The organism is Fictibacillus sp. b24, assembly GCF_030348825.1.
In the GTDB taxonomy this organism is placed as follows: Bacteria; Bacillota; Bacilli; order Bacillales; family Fictibacillaceae; genus Fictibacillus.
Map to the genome: position 1 here is coordinate 2335593 of NZ_JAUCES010000005.1, position 17114 is coordinate 2352706.

Sequence of the window (17114 nt, forward strand, 5' to 3'; positions counted from 1 at the left end):
AGTATAAGAACCAACAAGGTTATGGAGAAGCTTTAAACAGCCAAAAAATAGTGTTACTTTTGAATTTTTTCTTTCTTCATTCGCAAGGGGATTGGAGCGCAAGGTGCGAGACTCCTCGAAAATTAAATTTCAAATTTTCTTCGTGCGATGTCTCGCTGCCGGAGCCTTCCTTGTCCTACGGGGCGAGCGGTCAGGTGAAGACTCCTAATGGCGCAAAGCGGCAGGAGGCTCACCGCACGCCCCGTGGAAAGCGAGCAACCTGGAGCGGAAATCAACTACTTTCAGAAGCAACAATGTATTCGAAAGAAGCAAAAAAAAAGAAACCTACTAGATGGTTTCGTTTAAAAATAATCCTTTTCCTTCTATTTCACTTAGAATTTGATCAAAACGTTTCTGTTTTTCTATGTCGAACTTTTTGTTGTGGCTAAATGTGTGAACGTTGTTATTTTGAATAATAGGTACTTGCGATACGATCGGTAAACCTTGTTCTGGTCTTTCCATTCGACTAGCATATTGCATTCGCTGAATCGGTATATACGGTAAAATATATCCCATATGCAACATCCCCTTTCCTATCTATTCCTCTTCCTATTCCCTTTTCCTTCTAAATTATTCGTTTTCAAAAAGAAAGAGCACTCTTTTAACAAGAGTGCCCAAAAATTCATTCTGGACTGCTTAAGCCCACGGATCGTAAAAGCAGCTGCTGCTGGAGCTGGAGCTGGAACTAGAACTAGAGCTGGAGCTAGAACTAGATGAAGATTCATGCTTGTGGCAAGATTCATGTTTGCTAGAGCTAGAGCTAGAAGATTCGCAATGATCCTTCTTTTCATGGATTACAACAACTTTATCTGCCTTGATGATTACTTTATCAGCATGAACCTTCTTGTGTTTCTTCTTCTTCTTACAGTAAAAACATTCTTCCATGTTTCAACCTCCTCGTATAGTACATCTTATGCATGTCTAACGAGTTGGTTATAGGCTGTCTCACTAAAAATTGATAGCTATATGATTTACTGCTTTAGCTCGATAATTTTGTTTATTAAAATAAACAAATGCTTCCACCGTAATATTTTTATCTATAGTGCTTTTAAAAGGAATCTGAAAATCATCCAGCGAAAGCTTATCACCGGTCTTGAATTTTGTTTCACGAAGCGGGCAGATCCACATCTCTCCACGTTCTTTTGCTTTTTCTGCCCATTCGTTATCCATGTACATCCAGATGGATTGTCGCATTTCATCTTGTGAAGGCGAAGCGATTAATGAGACAATCTTGCCCTTTAGCGCGCAAGTTTCAGCAGGTTGGAACCGAAAGCAGATATATGGGTTCTCTAATGCTTCTGTTCCTATATTCTCAAGATAAAACGAGCCTCGTACAAAACCATTATTCTCTTTTGTATAAATAACGGAATAATCGAAGTAGCTCATACAATTCAAGCCCTGTTTTTTCTTTGGTTCAGACTTAGAATCATCTTCCTTTGGAAAATCTTCAAATACAGGCTCAGATGTCCGATTAATGTTTATTCGTTTTTCCATACTCTTAATACGCTGCTGATAAAGATCAATTTGCTGATCCTTATCATTTATTTCATCTTGAATACTTTTTAATAATTCTTCATACCCTTGGATACGTTTTTCCATTTCATGTTCTTCTAAACGATTCAGCTTTTTTGTTAGCTCCTCTACTTGAGTACGTAGTTTCTGAAGCTCTATTTCCTTTTCTTCGATTTGTTGAAGGGTGTTATCCTTATTTGTTTCACTCTCTAACCGTTCGATGGTTTCCTCAGCAAAGACCAGCTTTTTTTCTAAATCTAGTGCTTTTTCTTTATAATATTCTACCCTTGATATGAGCCGCTCATAGCTTAATTTATCCTTAGTCCCCATGCATCTTCCCCCTTGCAAATTAGGCTCTTTCCTTATTGTATGTAACCCCTATCCAATCGTTCACTTTTTTTTCTATAACAAAAAGGACCAACTGTTTTCCAGCGGTCCTTTTTACTCTTCAGATCTTTTGTATTAATGGTGCTGCAAGCAATTTTCAACAGAGATTTCACCGTTGTCAACTGTGACTGTTCCTGTTGTAAATACTTTCTTGCCATGTGAGTTAATCAATTCAACCTCGAACAAGCTGCCATTCGGAGTGTCAACTAGAGCTAAATTAAAGTCAAGTTTTTCTCCTTTTTTATGATGGTTATTAACTTTTCCTTTTCCGGAGATCGTTAATTTCTTTCCACCCATGAATTTCTCACAGCATAATGTGTCTTGGTTAAATTCTGTTGCTGTAAAGCTAAAGTCTCTTTCGCCATCAGATGTGTCCGTATCATTAAAGTTCAGCAAGAATTTACTGTTAACCAGCTGGAAATTCGGACAAATATCAACCAGTATTGACGCACGGCCAGTTTCTGTTGCTCCACCTGATTCGCTTGTTAATCCGCTTGCTTCACCCTCTGCTTTGCACACACAGTCAGGTCTAGGGAAGATGTCAGGGCATTGTTCAGGGAACGTTACCGCCGGACACATTTCATTTACAGTTTCTTCTGCTTCTAAGTCATTTTCACGAGGAGAGCAGAACTTAGCCAATACCTCTAGTTTTACTTCAGCTTCAACTTGGATGTCGACACAGAAAGTAATATCTAGTGGGAAAGACGTTGGTGCTGGACTGTTCAACAGAACAGTACCAGACGGTACACGGGCAAAGATTTTTGTAATACGGCAGTAAAGGTCTGTTCCATCTGGAAAGCACAATACAAAAGATTCAAAAACAGAAGCATTTACTAAAAGTTCTGTAACTTCTACCCCGTTACGGTCTACAACTTTCACCTTTATATCTGTTGTAAACAGGAGTTCAACTAGCTGTGCATCCGCAAACCCACCGTTTAGTGCAACTGTTACATCTCTCTTATCTCCTACTTGTTCGCATAGAAAATGTTCTGCACATTCATCATGTGAATCGTTTGAAAGCGGGAATGCTGGTGGAGTTTTAGGTACTTTTGTAATGATTCTTAACGGACGACGCTTAGGATCATCTAGAGCATCTTCTATTTTTGCAATTTGTTCATGAGTAAAAGATACAGTTTTTCTTACGCTTAGTGCATCCGTCACCCAGTCGTAAACTTTCTGTACGCGGATACACTCATCCTGCAAGTGTTTGTGGTTGTTTCCCATTGTTTCCCTTCCTTTCCTCATCATGTTCTGAAGATTCCATACATACTATGGGAATAGAGTGGGTTATGACACAAGTACGACTGCCTATTTTTGTAGACAACAGTTAGGGAGGAACAAATATGAATACACTGTGGTATAACAATCGTAAAGTATGTGATGTGACATCATTAGAATATGAAGCGATCCGACTTTTATTGCCCTATTGGGGTTTGAAGATGTCTGAAGATGATAATGAAATTACAGGTGCTCTCTCCACTTTTATGTTAGGAATACATGGCCTAACACAACAAAAAGTAATAGAGCTTAATCAACTTTTGCAACATACCGGAATTACAATCACTACGGATGATCGTGAAAAATGCGACCAAAGGTTTTATGTCGATTTTCATGAAAACCACCCTATGCCTTTAGCATTAAAAACGCCAGACCAAAAACTGTATTATCTCAATCCAACGAAAGATACACGTTTTACTGTTCAAACAGCCATTCATAAAGGTATTACATTAAAGAGAAAAGACGGCCCAATCTTTTTAGCTATTCAACCATCTTTTGATACTCACGCCACAGAGTGGATTAGTTATTTAATCGTTCAAACTTTCTTAAGATCACATTTTGAAGCATTAACTTCTATTTCAGAGGCTACCTTTTTTACATGTGTTGAAAAGGTATTGGATAAGATTAATAACCGCTTTGCTTCTATTCAACTTTCAGACTATAAATCAATGGACGCAACTCCATTAGATACTCCTGATTCTGAGAAATCTTCAATATTACCCCCTGCTAAAGAATCGATAGAACATGAAGCGAAAATGGAGAATCAACCAAATACACTAGATGGTCCAGGACAAAAAATAGCTGTTCCACAAATCAGACCTTTTTCTGCATCTGGTTCGTTAATAACAAGTAATGTTCCTAAGCCTTATAATCCTGGCTTAGTAAACAACAGAAGATTGGAACCTATTAACCCTTTTAATTCGTCAACACCAAATCAATCTCAACCGATCCATCCATTCAGCCAAAGTAACACCGATCCTGATAAAACATCAGTCATCAGTCCATTTCATTCAAAAGAACACACTTCGTCCTTAAATCGAGAATATACTAGAAAAGACAGCAGGATATACAAACAAAGGAGAGATGGAAAGTGAATAAGGAAGATGTACAGCATCTTTTCAATGAAATAAAAACTAATAAATCTAAACCTTCGACAAAAGTAAAAACCCTCTTTACCAAGCAAGCAAAAAAGGGTTGCAGTTCGTGTGGAAAAGTAAAGTGGAAACCGAATAAGAATAAATAAAAAAGCTGCGATAAAGCGGCTTTTTTTATTTACAGGAAAAAAACATTCATATAAGTAGCCTTTTTATAGAGAAGCAGGATTGCTGCCGTTACCATTCTCTCAATCTTTTCATCTACTGTAATATCGGTAGGACAACCTACTAGTAAACATCTAGGAGGTGTAAGGTATATGTCAAGAAGAAATCCTAATCATTGGGACAAACATCATGAGTGTCACTGTAATAAAAAACATGAATGGAATAAACATCACGATTGTCACAGTAATAAAAAACATGAATGGAATAAACATCATGATTGTCACTGTAATAAGAAACATGAATGGAATAAACATCATGAGTGTCACTGTAATAAGAAACATGAATGGAATAAACATCATGATTGTCACTGTAATAAAAAACATGACTGTAAATCTGACTGGATGGACAAACATGTTGATTGTCATTGCTGCAAAAAGCATGACTCATGCTGGAAGCCAAAAACACTGTTTACATGTGATAAAAAACATCACCATTGTGAAAAAGAGTGTCATTGTCATTGTGAATGTATAGAATGTGTTGAAATTTTCTGTGTCATTCAAGAAAAGCATTGTCCTTGGTGCGGAAGCTAATAATGACCTTTAAAAAGGGCCTTGTGCTCTTTTTATTTTGTTTCTTTAATGCAGTCAAAATTTTTATAGAAAAATGAAGGTTGTACTAAAAAAAGGCGAAAGACATGGTCAATTCGCCGCCTCAATTCTATTGAAATTGCATCTTCTATATAAGGGAACAAGTTTAATATTTGTTCCCAGAAAACAAAGAAAAATCAAGGAGGAAAATAAATGAGTGTAAATCCATTTCCAAACAATTCCACTTCAAAACATGTTTGTGATTCTGAAGCTGTAGATCCCGCAGTAATTCCTGCAAGTCAAGAAACATACGTTAAACTTCCAGTAGTTTTAGCGGAATTAGCAGTCCAGATTCCTATGCATGCTAGAATTGATTTTCCAGTAGATCCAGTTACCGGCATCCAAGAACGAGTATTAGAGGTGAAAACAATCGGTAAAAAGACGTTCGTTACTCAGTGCAAACTTCTTAATAGACAACCTAGAGAAGGTCAAAGAGAATTTAGACCTAAGGTTTATCTCGCTGGTTTCGTTCGTAAAAATATTCAATATGCATCTTTCATTCGAGGTAGTGTTGATCCAGATGGAGAAGTCTTAACTACGATTAAATCTCTGACTGTAGACGTTCAATGGGACTGCGTAACAGAAGTCGATAATTTTCTGTCAGATCCTGTTGGACCTTTTTATGATACACGAGCTGATTGGGGCTACTTGGTCAATAGAGCCCTGCCAAATGGCAACCCTGCGAAAGATCGTTTAAATGGTACTGACCTCTCTCAGTTCCATCAGGATAGTACTCAATTTTTCAACGAGATGCCGTTCTGTGAACTTGTACAGGCTGATATTATTGAAATCGATGAGGCATTAACTCCTCTAACGAATGTTACAGTACCAGGTGCTGATGCTGATCAAAACCTTCTAGTTGGTGAACGAATTTTTACAGCACTTTCAGAAAAAATGGTTTTAGAGTTGACAGTAAAATTATTGCAACTTCAACAAGTTCGTATTGCTTCTTTGGGTCCTGTGCCCCCAACACCTGCTCCTGGTAGTGACACTTAAGAAACGCGCTATAATAAAGAGCCATGGGCTCTTTTTATTTTGCTTCTTAATTATGCAACCTTCATTTTTCTAAAAAAAGGAAGGTTGTACTAAAAAAAGGCGAAAGACATGGTTGATTCGCCGCTTCAATTCTTTTGAAATTGCATCTTCTATATAAGGGAACAAGTTCAATTTTTGTTCCCAGAAAACAAAGAAAAATCAAGGAGGAAAATAAATGAGTGTAAATCCATTTCCAAACAATTCCACTTCAAAACATGTTTGTGATTCTGAAGCTGTAGATCCCGCAGTAATTCCTGCAAGTCGAGAAACATTCGTTAAACTTCCAGTAGTTTTAGCGGAATTAGCAGTCCAGATTCCTATGCATGCTAGAATTGACTTTCCAGCAGGGGAAACCGTATTAGAGGTTAAAACAATCGGTAAAAAGACGTATGTTACTCAGTGCAAACTTCTTAACAGACAACCTAGAGAAGGGCAAAGAGATTTTAGACCTAAAGTTTATCTAGCTGGTTTCGTACGTAAAAACATTCAATATGCGTCTTTCACTCCACCCGATCCAGCAACTGGTACTCCAGGTAGTGTTGATGCACAAGGGGAAGTTCTAACTACGATTAAATCACTGACGGTAGACGTTCAATGGGACTGTGTAACAGAAGTCGATAGCTTTCTATCCGATCCTGTAGGACCTTTTTATGACCAAAGAGCTGATTGGGGCTACTTGATCACTCGAGACGCTCTGCCAGCTGGCAACCCTGCGAAAGATCGTTTAAATGGTACTGACCTTTCTCAGTTCCATCAGGATAGTACTCAATTTTTCAACGAGATGCCGTTCTGTGAGCTTGTACAGGCGGATATTATTGAAATCGATGAGGCATTAACTCCTCTAACGAATGTTACAGTACCTCCTCCTGCTGCAGGTGGTACTGCTAATCAAAACCTTCTAGTTGGTGAACGAACTTTTACAGCACTTTCAGAAAAAATGGTTTTAGAGTTGACAGTAAAATTATTGCAACTTCAACAAGTTCGTATTGCTTCTTTAGGTCCTGTCCCTGACAGCAACACTTAAGAAACGCACTATAAAAAAGAGCCAATATGGCTCTTTTTTTTGTTTTTAAATGGAAGCTTGATCAGCAAGTAATGAATTTGTCCAGGCAAGGGTATTCGTCCATACATTCAAATGCAATTAGCATACAATAAATTGCATAATAAATTAAGGAGGAAAAATATTGAGTGTTAATCCCTTTCCCAGAACAACATCAATGAATGTTTGTAAAGCAATCATTGATGCAGACCCAACCGATGGGACAATTATTACGGTACCTGTCTTGCTGCAAAAGTTCACTGTTCAAATACCGATGCATGCAAAAATAGAATTTCCAAAAGGGGAAGAAGTTCTCGAAATTAAGCAAATTAAAAAAAAGGTCTTCATCACCCAGTGTCGTCTCGTTCAACCTAAAGGGAGCACTACATCTGGCAATCTATTTCTGAGCGGATTTGTACGCAAAAATATTCAATATGCTGCCAATCCAAAAGTGGACTGCGCAAAAGAAATATTGTCTACGATAAAATCTTTAACCGTGGATGTCCCTTTCGATTGTGTTGTGCAAATTGAAAGTTTTCGAAGCCCTGCGGTAGGGCCCTTTTTAGACACGCGGGATGAATTTGGATACTTTACCTCTCAGCCACTTGGAAAAGGCTTCCCTGAAAAAGATCGTTTACTTTCTAACGACCAGTCTCAATTCCACCAGCATAGTACAGAACATTTTAACGAGCTCCCTTTTTGTGAGATTGTTCGTTCTGATATTATTGAGATTGATGAATTCATCGAGCATAAATCTCACATTGAACACATTCCATTTGAAAAAGAGTGCAGAATTATCAAATGTATAAAATGTCGTAAAACACCGTGCAGATGGTGTAATAATCAAAGTAATAAAGGTGTTAAACCTTCATCATTATTTGCTAATGATTCCTTTTTTGCTGATATATTTACAAAACCTGCCAAGTGTCCAGACTGCAGTCAGGATAAACCAAAAAAATGTGAAAAATGCGTTAAATGCATGTGCAAAAAATGTAACTCAAAACCGTTAACTAGAGAATGTACATTCACTGAGCTGTCCGAAAAAATGGTGTTAGACTTAACCCTAAAATTGCTCCAAAAACAACAGGTTTTACTTGATATGCTATGTAATTAACTTTTAAAAAGCTGCAATGGCAGCTTTTTTATTTATTGAGGATTTTAAATTGCAATGTGGAAAATAAAATAAGAACTATCTAATTTTATATTTTTGGAGCTAGTAAAAAGCCTTTTTTGTACAAGCTAGGTAGACATCCATACAAAAACTCGTCCAACCAAATATATTATATTAAGCCTGAGTTATCAGGAAGGATTCAACAAGGAGGAAACAAAATGGGTTTATTAAAAAATGGTTGTGGATGTAATAATGCTGCAGCCGCTGCAGAAGAAAACAATTGTGTGGGTTGTGCTTGTGACCAGCTTAGAAACCTAAGAGTAGGAACAGAGATTGAGTCTATTCTTATTAAGGGAAAAGAGCTCGAAGATTTGGATGATATTAATTTTATCAGTTTTGACTCTAAAACTTGCTGTGCAACTTTCATTGCTAGAAGAAATAGCGATAGAGTAATCTTTACTCTTGATTGCCGCAAGATTGACGCGATTTTCTTTGAATTAGAAGACTAATTTTATACGAGAATGGAGAAACGGCTGACTATAAAATCAGCCGTTTCTTTTTTGATATAGAATACATCTGATCTCTCCGTTCAAAATGAAATAGACTGGTCATGTAAGAACGACAAAACGGCTTAAAAATCAGCCTTTTTGTCGTTAACTCTAGATATTGGAAAATAGTACTCGAACTTCGATATCTTTTTTTATATTGATAGGTATTAGGCTATACAAAATCAGTTCATAAGAAATATAGTATACTACGCCTTTCATTTTATTAATGTTATATAAAGGAGGAAACTAAATGAGTTTATTTGACAATAACTGCAACAACGTTAAACCTATTCATAAGTGCAAGGGTTGTGCTTGTGATGTTTTAAAAAAATTATGTGCAGGATCCTTAGTCAACATTGTTCTAAAAGGTGGAGATGAGTTTTTTGAAGATGAACTAGCTTTCGTACGTTTAGATCATAAGACTTGCTGTGCTACATTTCTTTTAGAAGGATACCCATTTATCATTGACTGCGAGAATATAGTAGGTATACAAGTTCTACGCTAATAAAACATGAAATCAGGCTATTATTAAGTCTGATTTCATGTTTTATTAATTTTAGGAAAACTGTTTGTGATCCTATATAAAGTTCTAACTTGTACCGTATACTATGATTACTGGATTCAAAATAAGGTTTCAATTAAAAAGTTGCTGTAACACTTTTTTGTATAGGCTTTAACTAATACCTTAAATAAAATCTCTGTACTTTAAAACCGATAGAAAAAAATTATAAGACTAGCTAAACTTGTTTTTATTATTCGTATACTTTTGTTATAAAGGGTTCAAAATGATCCGTGTTTACAATTATATTGCAAAATTTTAAGAGTGTATCATTCTTAGTTTTCCATGTATGGTCACTAGGCTCACCACTTCTTAAGTAAACATAGTTTTCTTTTGTTGTAGAAAATAGTGTATATCCATTATTAATGCATGTTAAACAAAAGTCAGCATCTTCGGCAATATTTGTTTTCGCAAACTGCACCTTATTAAATACATTTTTTTTAATAATCAATGTTCCACCCATTAATAGATTATTATTATATTTACTTTCGTTATTCGCTAAAGCGCCACCAAATTTATTAAGGTTAAACGATGTAAGCAATTTTTGTTTTTTAAAAAACATGTATATAGTAGTTTTCCCTACAACCGATGCATCCGTCTCTTCAAACGCCTTCATGCTTTGCTTTAAATAGTAGGGCGAATAGTAGTCGTCATCATCAAATTTAGCTACATAATCATGTTTTGCCTTTTGTGCCCCAAAGTTAATACATTCACCAAGAGTCACTGATTCTGGTAATTGATATACTGAAACGTTAGGGTATGCTTGTGCTTTATTATTCCATATTTCGATATCCATTTCATCTTTGTTTATTATTATTATTAATTCTTTATCCTCCCAAGTTTGTCTGTTATAGTTTTGAAAGATATTATCTAAGCATTTCTGCCTTATTGTGCAAGTAATAATTGAAACCATCACAATCTCCTCCAGCTACTACACGTTATGCAAAATACAATAAGTTAACTAATTAACTTGTTATAAAATCTCCTTAAAATTTTTGGTATTTGCAATAAACTTGCTTACATTAATAATAATATCAATTGGCACTTGCCAAGTATGCTGCCCTTCATCATCACATCGAATATAAACAAATTCATCCTTATTTGAGGAATAAACTTTAAACCCTCTTTTAACACAATCCATACTAAAAACACGGTCAACTTCTTTTATTTGATCTGGAAACTTTACTATCTCATGGACTTTCTTTTTAAAAACTAAAGTTCCCCCTTGAAGATATTGCTTTCCAAAACTCTTCTGATCATTCACAAATTGGTTTTCATTATTAGGATTAAATACAGCTAAAATTTGTCTATCTTTTAAATAGATATACACTGATGTTTTTCCTATTACATCTACATTCAGTTTATGGAGATTTTCAACTGATTTTTCTAAGTAATGTGAACTGTAGTAATCATCATCGTCAAAATTTGCTATAAGATCAAACTTTGCCTTTTCAATAGCAAAGTTAATACAAGATCCTAAGCTGGTATCTTGTTGCAATTGATATACGGAAACATTTTTAAATGCTAATGCTTTTTCTTTCCATTTATTAATATTCATGCAATCATGATTTAAAATAATAATTAGTTCCTTAGGTTCATAGGATTGATTTAGGTAATTTTGAAAAATATTTTCCATACAATGATCTCTCATGGTACAAGTAATTATTGAAACCATAAACGGCTCCTTTCTTACTTAATACGCTATTTCACTTTTTTGTGTACCCATTCGGATGGGTTGAAAGCCATTTCCATGCAGTTTCAATCATCTGTTCAAGTTCGTATTTGGCTTTCCAGTTTAACTCTTTCCTAATTTTCAAAGAACTTGCGATTAATATTGGAGGATCTCCCTCTCTCCTTTTTACATATTCTACTTTTGCTTTTTTATTAGTAACGTTTTCACACACTTGGATAATATCTTTAACCGAGTACCCTTTCTCATTTCCAACATTATAAATCTCTTGCGTATTGTCATTTTTTATCATATTCTGTAGTGCTCTAACATGAGCATTTGCCAAGTCTGTTACATGTATATAATCTCTTATGCAAGTCCCGTCTTTGGTTTCATAATCGTTTCCATAGACTTGTATACTTTCCTTTTTACCAATTAGATGCTTTAAAATACTTGGGATTAAATGTGTTTCTGGATTGTGGTCTTCACCCAGTTCGCCAAAAATATCAGCACCTGCTACATTGAAATAACGCAATATTACATAGTTCAACTTATATGCATTATAAAAGTCTTTAATTATTTGTTCACACATTAGCTTTGACCATCCATACGGATTTATTGGGTTAGTTTCTAGATTTTCATTAATTAAGGAATTCGTATTTCCATATACTGCGCATGAAGATGAAAAGACAATGTTTCTTACTTGATGCTTGTTCATTACTTTTAATAAATTTAGAGTTCCTTGAACATTGTTTTCATAATATATGTCCGGATTTTTTACTGATTCACCTACATAACAATGTGCGGCAAAATGTATGACTGCAGATAAAGGGTATTGTAAAAAAACGGAATCCACATCCCGTTCATTCAGAATATCACCTTTAAAAAATTTTGCCTTTGCTTGAACTGCTTCTTTATGACCTTCATTTAAATTATCTAAAACAATAACTTCATAACCTCTGTAAATTAACTCTTTAACTACATGACTACCGATATATCCAGCTCCACCAGTAACTAAGATCATACATAAATCACACCCCGCACTTTATGATCACCCCTATCAACTATATCCTCAATACTCCTTTCTTTAGGTTTATTGATTACCTTCAAAAATTATGAATCCAAACAAATACCTTCCACACAAAAAGGGAAGGAATATAAAAAACCTATAAAAGCACTGTATGATATATAAGGCGTCCATTCGGATTATCCTATAGATGTTCCATTAATCACTTATCCTCACTCGCTTTTTCTTACATTACTATTACGCTAATAAAGGATGTAACTATAGGTCACACCCTTTCTTCTTTGGCTTCAGTTGGGCTAATTGTCTCCATCCACAATAAGTCTTAAAAATAGGTTCATACTGATCTCCCCATTTTTTTAAGGTATAATGTACGAGCCATTCGAACACTTCATTATAAAGAGCAATTTTTTTGGTAGCATTATTCGGATGCTGCCGATAATTGTAAAGCATTTCATTCATCCAATGTATTTCAAATTGTTCGATTAGTAAATAATCTATTCTTCTATCCTCCATGTGCCTGCCATCCCACGGGTCATCAGTCGGCCATCCACCTACGCTCTTTACTGCAGAGGTACGATAAAATCTAGGAAAGGGGACGTCATTTGATAACATAAATTCATATGGATTATTATAGGAACGTCCACCTATACGCGGTACTTCAAACAGGATGTTTCCATCTTGATCCTCATATATATCGGTCTTATTTCCCCAAATCAAGGCAACCTTTTCAGAAACAAGATCCATTTCTTTTCTCATTTTTTCCATCGTATTTGGAAATAGCCAGTCATCTGCATCTAGTTTTAATATATACGGAGTCTGGATAAGGGATAATCCTCTATTTTGTGTTTTGGACTGACCTAAGTTGGTATTATTCTTTAAAAGGGTCACACGGGAATCTTTTAAATATTCATCAATAGTTGAAAGACTATTATCTGTTGAATGATCATCTACCAGTACAATTTGCCACTCTTTATAGGACTGATAAAAAACACTCTCTATTGCTTTTCTAAGAAACTGGCCTGGATTATAAGAAGGAATTAATACAGAAACATCAGGTTTATTCACATTCTTCTCCTTTATATTTCGGTTTTCATTCTCCCATTGGTTACTTGGTTTCAGATCATAAGTTGAAATGTGTATATATAATCAATTACATTTTTTTAATCTTATTTTATATGTTTATCCGCTCATTTTGTATTGCAGGCACAATGCCAACAAGACTTCATATTATATATATATACTTTATAAACGCGATTAATTCGTATGGTGGTGGAAGTCACTTGAAAGGAATAATCTTAGCAGCAGGAAGAGGAAGTCGGTTGCAGCCATTTTCATTTACACAGCCAAAAACAATGCTCCCTATCGCCAATAAACCCGTATTGGAATATTGTATTGAAAACTTAAAAATGGCCAATATTAAAGAAATTGGAATAGTTATTAATTCATTACAGTACGAAATTATAGATTATATCAATTCTAGATATGATCAATCGGTAAATGTTACTTTTATCTTTCAGCATGAAGCAAAAGGAATTGCTCACGCAGTAAAGCAGGCAGAAGAATATATAAATAATGAACCATTTTTACTTTTATTAGGTGATAATTTAATTAAAGAGTCCCTTATCACACTTAGGAATCATTTAGATGATCCAGAAATCACCAGCTCCGTCATGTTAGCGAAGGTTGATTCCCCAAAGGATTTTGGTATTGCGGAAATCAGAAATCAAGAAATCATCACATTAGAAGAGAAGCCACCATTTCCAAAGTCAAACTTGGCAGTGATCGGAGCATACGCTTTTCGTCCCTCTATCTTTAAGGCAATTGATCAAATAACAACTTCCGCAAGGGGAGAACTTGAGATTACTGATGCTATACAATGGTTAATTGACAATGGACATACAATTTCACATACGATTACCACCAAACCATATACTGATGTTGGAACAACTGAACGATGGCTTCTTGCCAACCATTGGATTTTAAGTGAAATAACTGCTACAACAAGTAAGTTAAACTTGAATGATGTAAATATAAAAGATTCAACTATTATACCACCAGTTGTTATTGGGGCAGGCTGTACTGTAACCAATTCAACAGTCGGTCCATTTGTAACCATTGGTAAAAGTTCTTCTATAGAAAACTGTAAAATTCAAAATAGTATTCTTCTCGAAGAGACAGTGATTAAAGATTGTTCTTGTACCTTTACTGATGCCATTTTTGGGAGAGAAACTTACATTAAGGGATTAAATAGTAATTTAGCAAATTGTATTTTAGGAGACAAGACAAAAATTATTCTAAACTAAGTTAGAATTAAAAAGAATTAAAAAGTAAATTAGACATTGTATAAATTGAAAAACGCTAAATACCTTTTCAGGTGTTTAGCGTTTTTCCGTGAGTTGTAATATTTTTTTATTCACTTGTCCTTCAGGTACTACAGATACCACCATACATTAATCCTCTTCTTTTAAGGATCTTACATATTAATTCATATGCAGGAATGGCAACAATCTGTTAGGCACCAGCCGTTTCCTGTTTTCATGCACCCCCATATATTGTTATGTATATTTTTAAATTTAGGAGGTGCTTTATTGAAAATACTAATAATGGGAACCGGATATGTCGGCACAACTACCGCATTAACCTTATGTGAACTTGGACATCAAGTTATAGGATACGATGTAGACCCATTAAAGATTGCTTCCTTGCAAAATAAAAATTTACACTTTTTTGAACCGGGATTGAAAGAATTACTTGTTAAGCATTTACATTCCGGAAATATTCAATTTACTGAAAACCAAAAACAAGCTGTTCAACAAAGTGAAATTATCTTCATTTGTGTAGGAACACCTCAAAAAGATGACGGAAGTGCAAACCTAGAATATGTGCAACAAGCAGCTTCCATGATTGGAAACTATTTAAATAACTATAAAGTTATAGTGAATAAAAGTACTGTCCCTGTAGGAACAGCTGAAAAAGTAACAAAATGGATACATGACTCTTTAGTATCCCCTGTTCATTATGACGTAATTTCAAATCCCGAATTCTTAAAAGAAGGGACAGCTTTAGCAGATTCTCTAAACCCTGAAAGAATTGTTATCGGAAGCTATAGCGAGAAAGCCACAGATAAAATGAAAAATCTGTACTCTAAATTTAATGCTACTTTTGTTATCACTACTCCTCAAACTGCAGAACTGATTAAATATGCTGCAAATTCATTTTTAGCTACTAAAATATCCTTCATAAATGAAATCGCTAGGTTATGTGAAAACGTAAATGTTGATGTAAAGGACGTTGCTTACGGAATTGGTTTAGATTCAAGAATTGGATTATCTTTCCTTCAAGCAGGAATTGGATACGGAGGCTCGTGCTTCCCAAAAGATGTATTGGCATTACTCTCAACTGCACAACAAAACAATACTAACCTATCACTTTTAGAAAAAACTTATGCCATTAATAACACTCAACCACTTTATTTCGTCGAGAAGATTAAGAATAAATTAAGAGATATTAAGGGGAGAAACATAGCAATTCTTGGTTTGTCATTCAAGCCTAACACGGATGATATCCGGGAATCTCCTGCGATAAAAATTATTGAGGAATTATATGAACAATCAGCAAACATCGTTGTTCATGATCCAGTAGCAAAACTCCCTAAAAACCTTTCACAGAAAATAACCCAGATTACTTCCATTCACTCCTTAATGGAAAATACAGATGCACTCATAATCTGTACCGATTGGCCTCAATATGAAACGATTGATTGGTTACAGGTTAAGCAAAAAATGAGGAACCCTTACATCTTTGATGGTAGAAACATGTTAAATGCCAGAAAAATGACAGAGTTAGGTTTTTATTATGAAGGGATAGGCTACCGACAATCTTAACTTTCACGGAGGGAATTAACCTTGAAAAAAATTGTGATTACTGGTGTTGCTGGTTTTTTAGGTTCTCACCTTGCAAAAGTCCTTTTATCTAAAAATAATAAGGTTATTGGTTTAGATAATTTTTCAACTGGAAAGAAACAGAACTTATTAGCTTTTTCATCAAATCCCAATTTCATATTTATAGACATGGATGTATCCTTGGAAAAAGTAAAGGAATTAGATGAGTTAAATGATATTGATGAGATATATCATTTGGCCTCCCCTGCTTCCCCTGCCTTTTATCAGAAATCACCTTTCGATACTATTGCAGTAAATACGATTGGAACAAAAAACATGTTGGATATTGCGAAAAGAAATAAAGCAAAGCTAGTTTACCTCAGCACAAGTGAGGTATATGGAGACCCTGAGATCCACCCGCAGCATGAAGATTATAATGGGTCTGTAAATACATGGGGTCCAAGAGCTTGCTATGATGAGGGAAAACGACTTGGTGAAGTATTCTGCTATTTGTATTATGAGCTATTTAATCTACGGATCAAGGTAGCCCGTATTTTTAATACGTACTCTGCGGGTTTACGCAATGATGACGGAAGAGTCATTTCAAATTTCATCACTCAAGCTTTAAAAGGAGAAAATATTACAGTATATGGGGACGGCACACAAACTCGTTCATTTTGTTATGTAGATGATACCATCAAAGCTTTAATGTTAATGATGGACAATGATATGGCAAATGGTGAACTAATTAACATTGGAAATTCCGAAGAAATTTCAGTCATAAAATTAGCAGAGCTAATAAAAAAACTGACTAATTCTTCGAGTGTAATCACCTTCCATCCCCTTCCACAAGACGACCCTAAACAAAGATGTCCCAATACAAAGAAAGCAAACCGTATACTAGGATGGGAGCCAAATACTACACTCGAAGAAGGGCTTCTCAAAACAATTGAAGCATATCGAACAAAGCTTAACGATAAATAAGTTAGCAGGTCGTAAATTTCCTCCACCAACACTATAATCAAATATAAAAATACTCCCTTAACTTATATCCACCTTTCATAACCTAACAATAGGTTTATTTAATTATATGGAAATATGCATTCTAATAAAGGATAGTGAT

18 protein-coding genes are annotated in these 17114 nt (G+C 35.1%); 10 read left to right on the forward strand and 8 right to left on the reverse strand.

What is annotated here, in order from left to right; translation table 11 throughout:
- Positions 1–327: 327 nt before the first annotated feature.
- The 4 genes from QUF49_RS12060 to QUF49_RS12075 all read right to left on the reverse strand — a co-directional run bounded on the left by QUF49_RS12060 (position 328) and on the right by QUF49_RS12075 (position 3162).
- Complete coding sequence (locus tag QUF49_RS12060) at positions 328–555, reverse strand: hypothetical protein (protein WP_289495863.1); 228 nt, start codon at positions 553–555, stop codon at positions 328–330.
- Positions 556–572: 17 nt separating this feature from the next.
- Positions 573–830, reverse strand: a complete 258-nt coding sequence (locus QUF49_RS12065; protein ID WP_289495864.1) for a hypothetical protein — start codon at positions 828–830, stop codon at positions 573–575.
- Between the two features lie 157 nt (positions 831–987).
- Positions 988–1881 (reverse strand): hypothetical protein, encoded by an 894-nt coding sequence (locus tag QUF49_RS12070; RefSeq protein WP_289495865.1) that lies wholly within the window; start codon positions 1879–1881, stop codon positions 988–990.
- A 132-nt stretch (positions 1882–2013) separates the two neighbouring features.
- On the reverse strand, positions 2014–3162 hold the full coding sequence (locus QUF49_RS12075; RefSeq protein ID WP_289495866.1) for a hypothetical protein: 1149 nt from the start codon (positions 3160–3162) through the stop codon (positions 2014–2016).
- Between the two features lie 119 nt (positions 3163–3281).
- Here QUF49_RS12075 and QUF49_RS12080 point away from each other — a divergent pair, with 119 nt between their 5' ends.
- The 7 genes from QUF49_RS12080 (at position 3282) to QUF49_RS12110 (ending at position 9360) form a co-directional block, all read left to right on the forward strand.
- On the forward strand, positions 3282–4310 hold the full coding sequence (locus QUF49_RS12080) for a hypothetical protein (protein ID WP_289495867.1): 1029 nt from the start codon (positions 3282–3284) through the stop codon (positions 4308–4310).
- Between the two features lie 378 nt (positions 4311–4688).
- Positions 4689–5006 (forward strand): hypothetical protein, encoded by a 318-nt coding sequence (locus QUF49_RS12085; protein ID WP_289495868.1) that lies wholly within the window; start codon positions 4689–4691, stop codon positions 5004–5006.
- 269 nt (positions 5007–5275) lie between these two features.
- Complete coding sequence (locus tag QUF49_RS12090) at positions 5276–6118, forward strand: CsxC family protein (RefSeq protein ID WP_289495869.1); 843 nt, start codon at positions 5276–5278, stop codon at positions 6116–6118.
- 214 nt (positions 6119–6332) lie between these two features.
- Entirely contained in the window at positions 6333–7181 is an 849-nt protein-coding gene (locus QUF49_RS12095) for a CsxC family protein (protein ID WP_289495870.1), read from the forward strand.
- 160 nt (positions 7182–7341) lie between these two features.
- Positions 7342–8310 carry a CsxC family protein gene (locus tag QUF49_RS12100; RefSeq protein WP_289495871.1) on the forward strand — a complete coding sequence of 323 codons (969 nt, stop codon included), beginning with the start codon at positions 7342–7344 and terminating at the stop codon, positions 8308–8310.
- 215 nt (positions 8311–8525) lie between these two features.
- Positions 8526–8816 carry a hydrolase gene (locus tag QUF49_RS12105; RefSeq protein WP_289495872.1) on the forward strand — a complete coding sequence of 97 codons (291 nt, stop codon included), beginning with the start codon at positions 8526–8528 and terminating at the stop codon, positions 8814–8816.
- 289 nt (positions 8817–9105) lie between these two features.
- A complete protein-coding gene (locus tag QUF49_RS12110; protein ID WP_289495873.1) occupies positions 9106–9360 on the forward strand; it encodes a hypothetical protein in 255 nt (84 codons plus the stop codon).
- Positions 9361–9607: 247 nt separating this feature from the next.
- Here the strand turns inward: QUF49_RS12110 and QUF49_RS12115 are convergent, their stop codons facing one another.
- From QUF49_RS12115 to QUF49_RS12130, 4 genes are all read right to left on the reverse strand, one after another.
- Complete coding sequence (locus QUF49_RS12115) at positions 9608–10327, reverse strand: glycosyltransferase (protein ID WP_289495874.1); 720 nt, start codon at positions 10325–10327, stop codon at positions 9608–9610.
- A gap of 60 nt (positions 10328–10387) precedes the next feature.
- Positions 10388–11089: a glycosyltransferase family A protein gene (locus QUF49_RS12120; RefSeq protein WP_289495875.1), complete on the reverse strand. Its 702-nt coding sequence runs from the start codon at positions 11087–11089 to the stop codon at positions 10388–10390.
- A gap of 31 nt (positions 11090–11120) precedes the next feature.
- Positions 11121–12107, reverse strand: coding sequence for a UDP-glucose 4-epimerase GalE (gene galE / locus QUF49_RS12125; RefSeq protein ID WP_289495876.1), 987 nt, complete (start codon positions 12105–12107; stop codon positions 11121–11123).
- 261 nt (positions 12108–12368) lie between these two features.
- Positions 12369–13175 (reverse strand): glycosyltransferase family 2 protein, encoded by an 807-nt coding sequence (locus tag QUF49_RS12130; RefSeq protein WP_289495877.1) that lies wholly within the window; start codon positions 13173–13175, stop codon positions 12369–12371.
- 215 nt (positions 13176–13390) lie between these two features.
- Between QUF49_RS12130 and QUF49_RS12135 the strand changes: the two genes are divergently transcribed.
- The 3 genes from QUF49_RS12135 (at position 13391) to QUF49_RS12145 (ending at position 16975) form a co-directional block, all read left to right on the forward strand.
- Entirely contained in the window at positions 13391–14413 is a 1023-nt protein-coding gene (locus QUF49_RS12135; RefSeq protein ID WP_289495878.1) for a sugar phosphate nucleotidyltransferase, read from the forward strand.
- Between the two features lie 285 nt (positions 14414–14698).
- Positions 14699–15994: a UDP-glucose dehydrogenase family protein gene (locus QUF49_RS12140; RefSeq protein WP_289495879.1), complete on the forward strand. Its 1296-nt coding sequence runs from the start codon at positions 14699–14701 to the stop codon at positions 15992–15994.
- A 21-nt stretch (positions 15995–16015) separates the two neighbouring features.
- Positions 16016–16975, forward strand: coding sequence for a UDP-glucuronic acid decarboxylase family protein (locus QUF49_RS12145; RefSeq protein ID WP_289495880.1), 960 nt, complete (start codon positions 16016–16018; stop codon positions 16973–16975).
- Positions 16976–17114 lie beyond the last annotated feature (139 nt).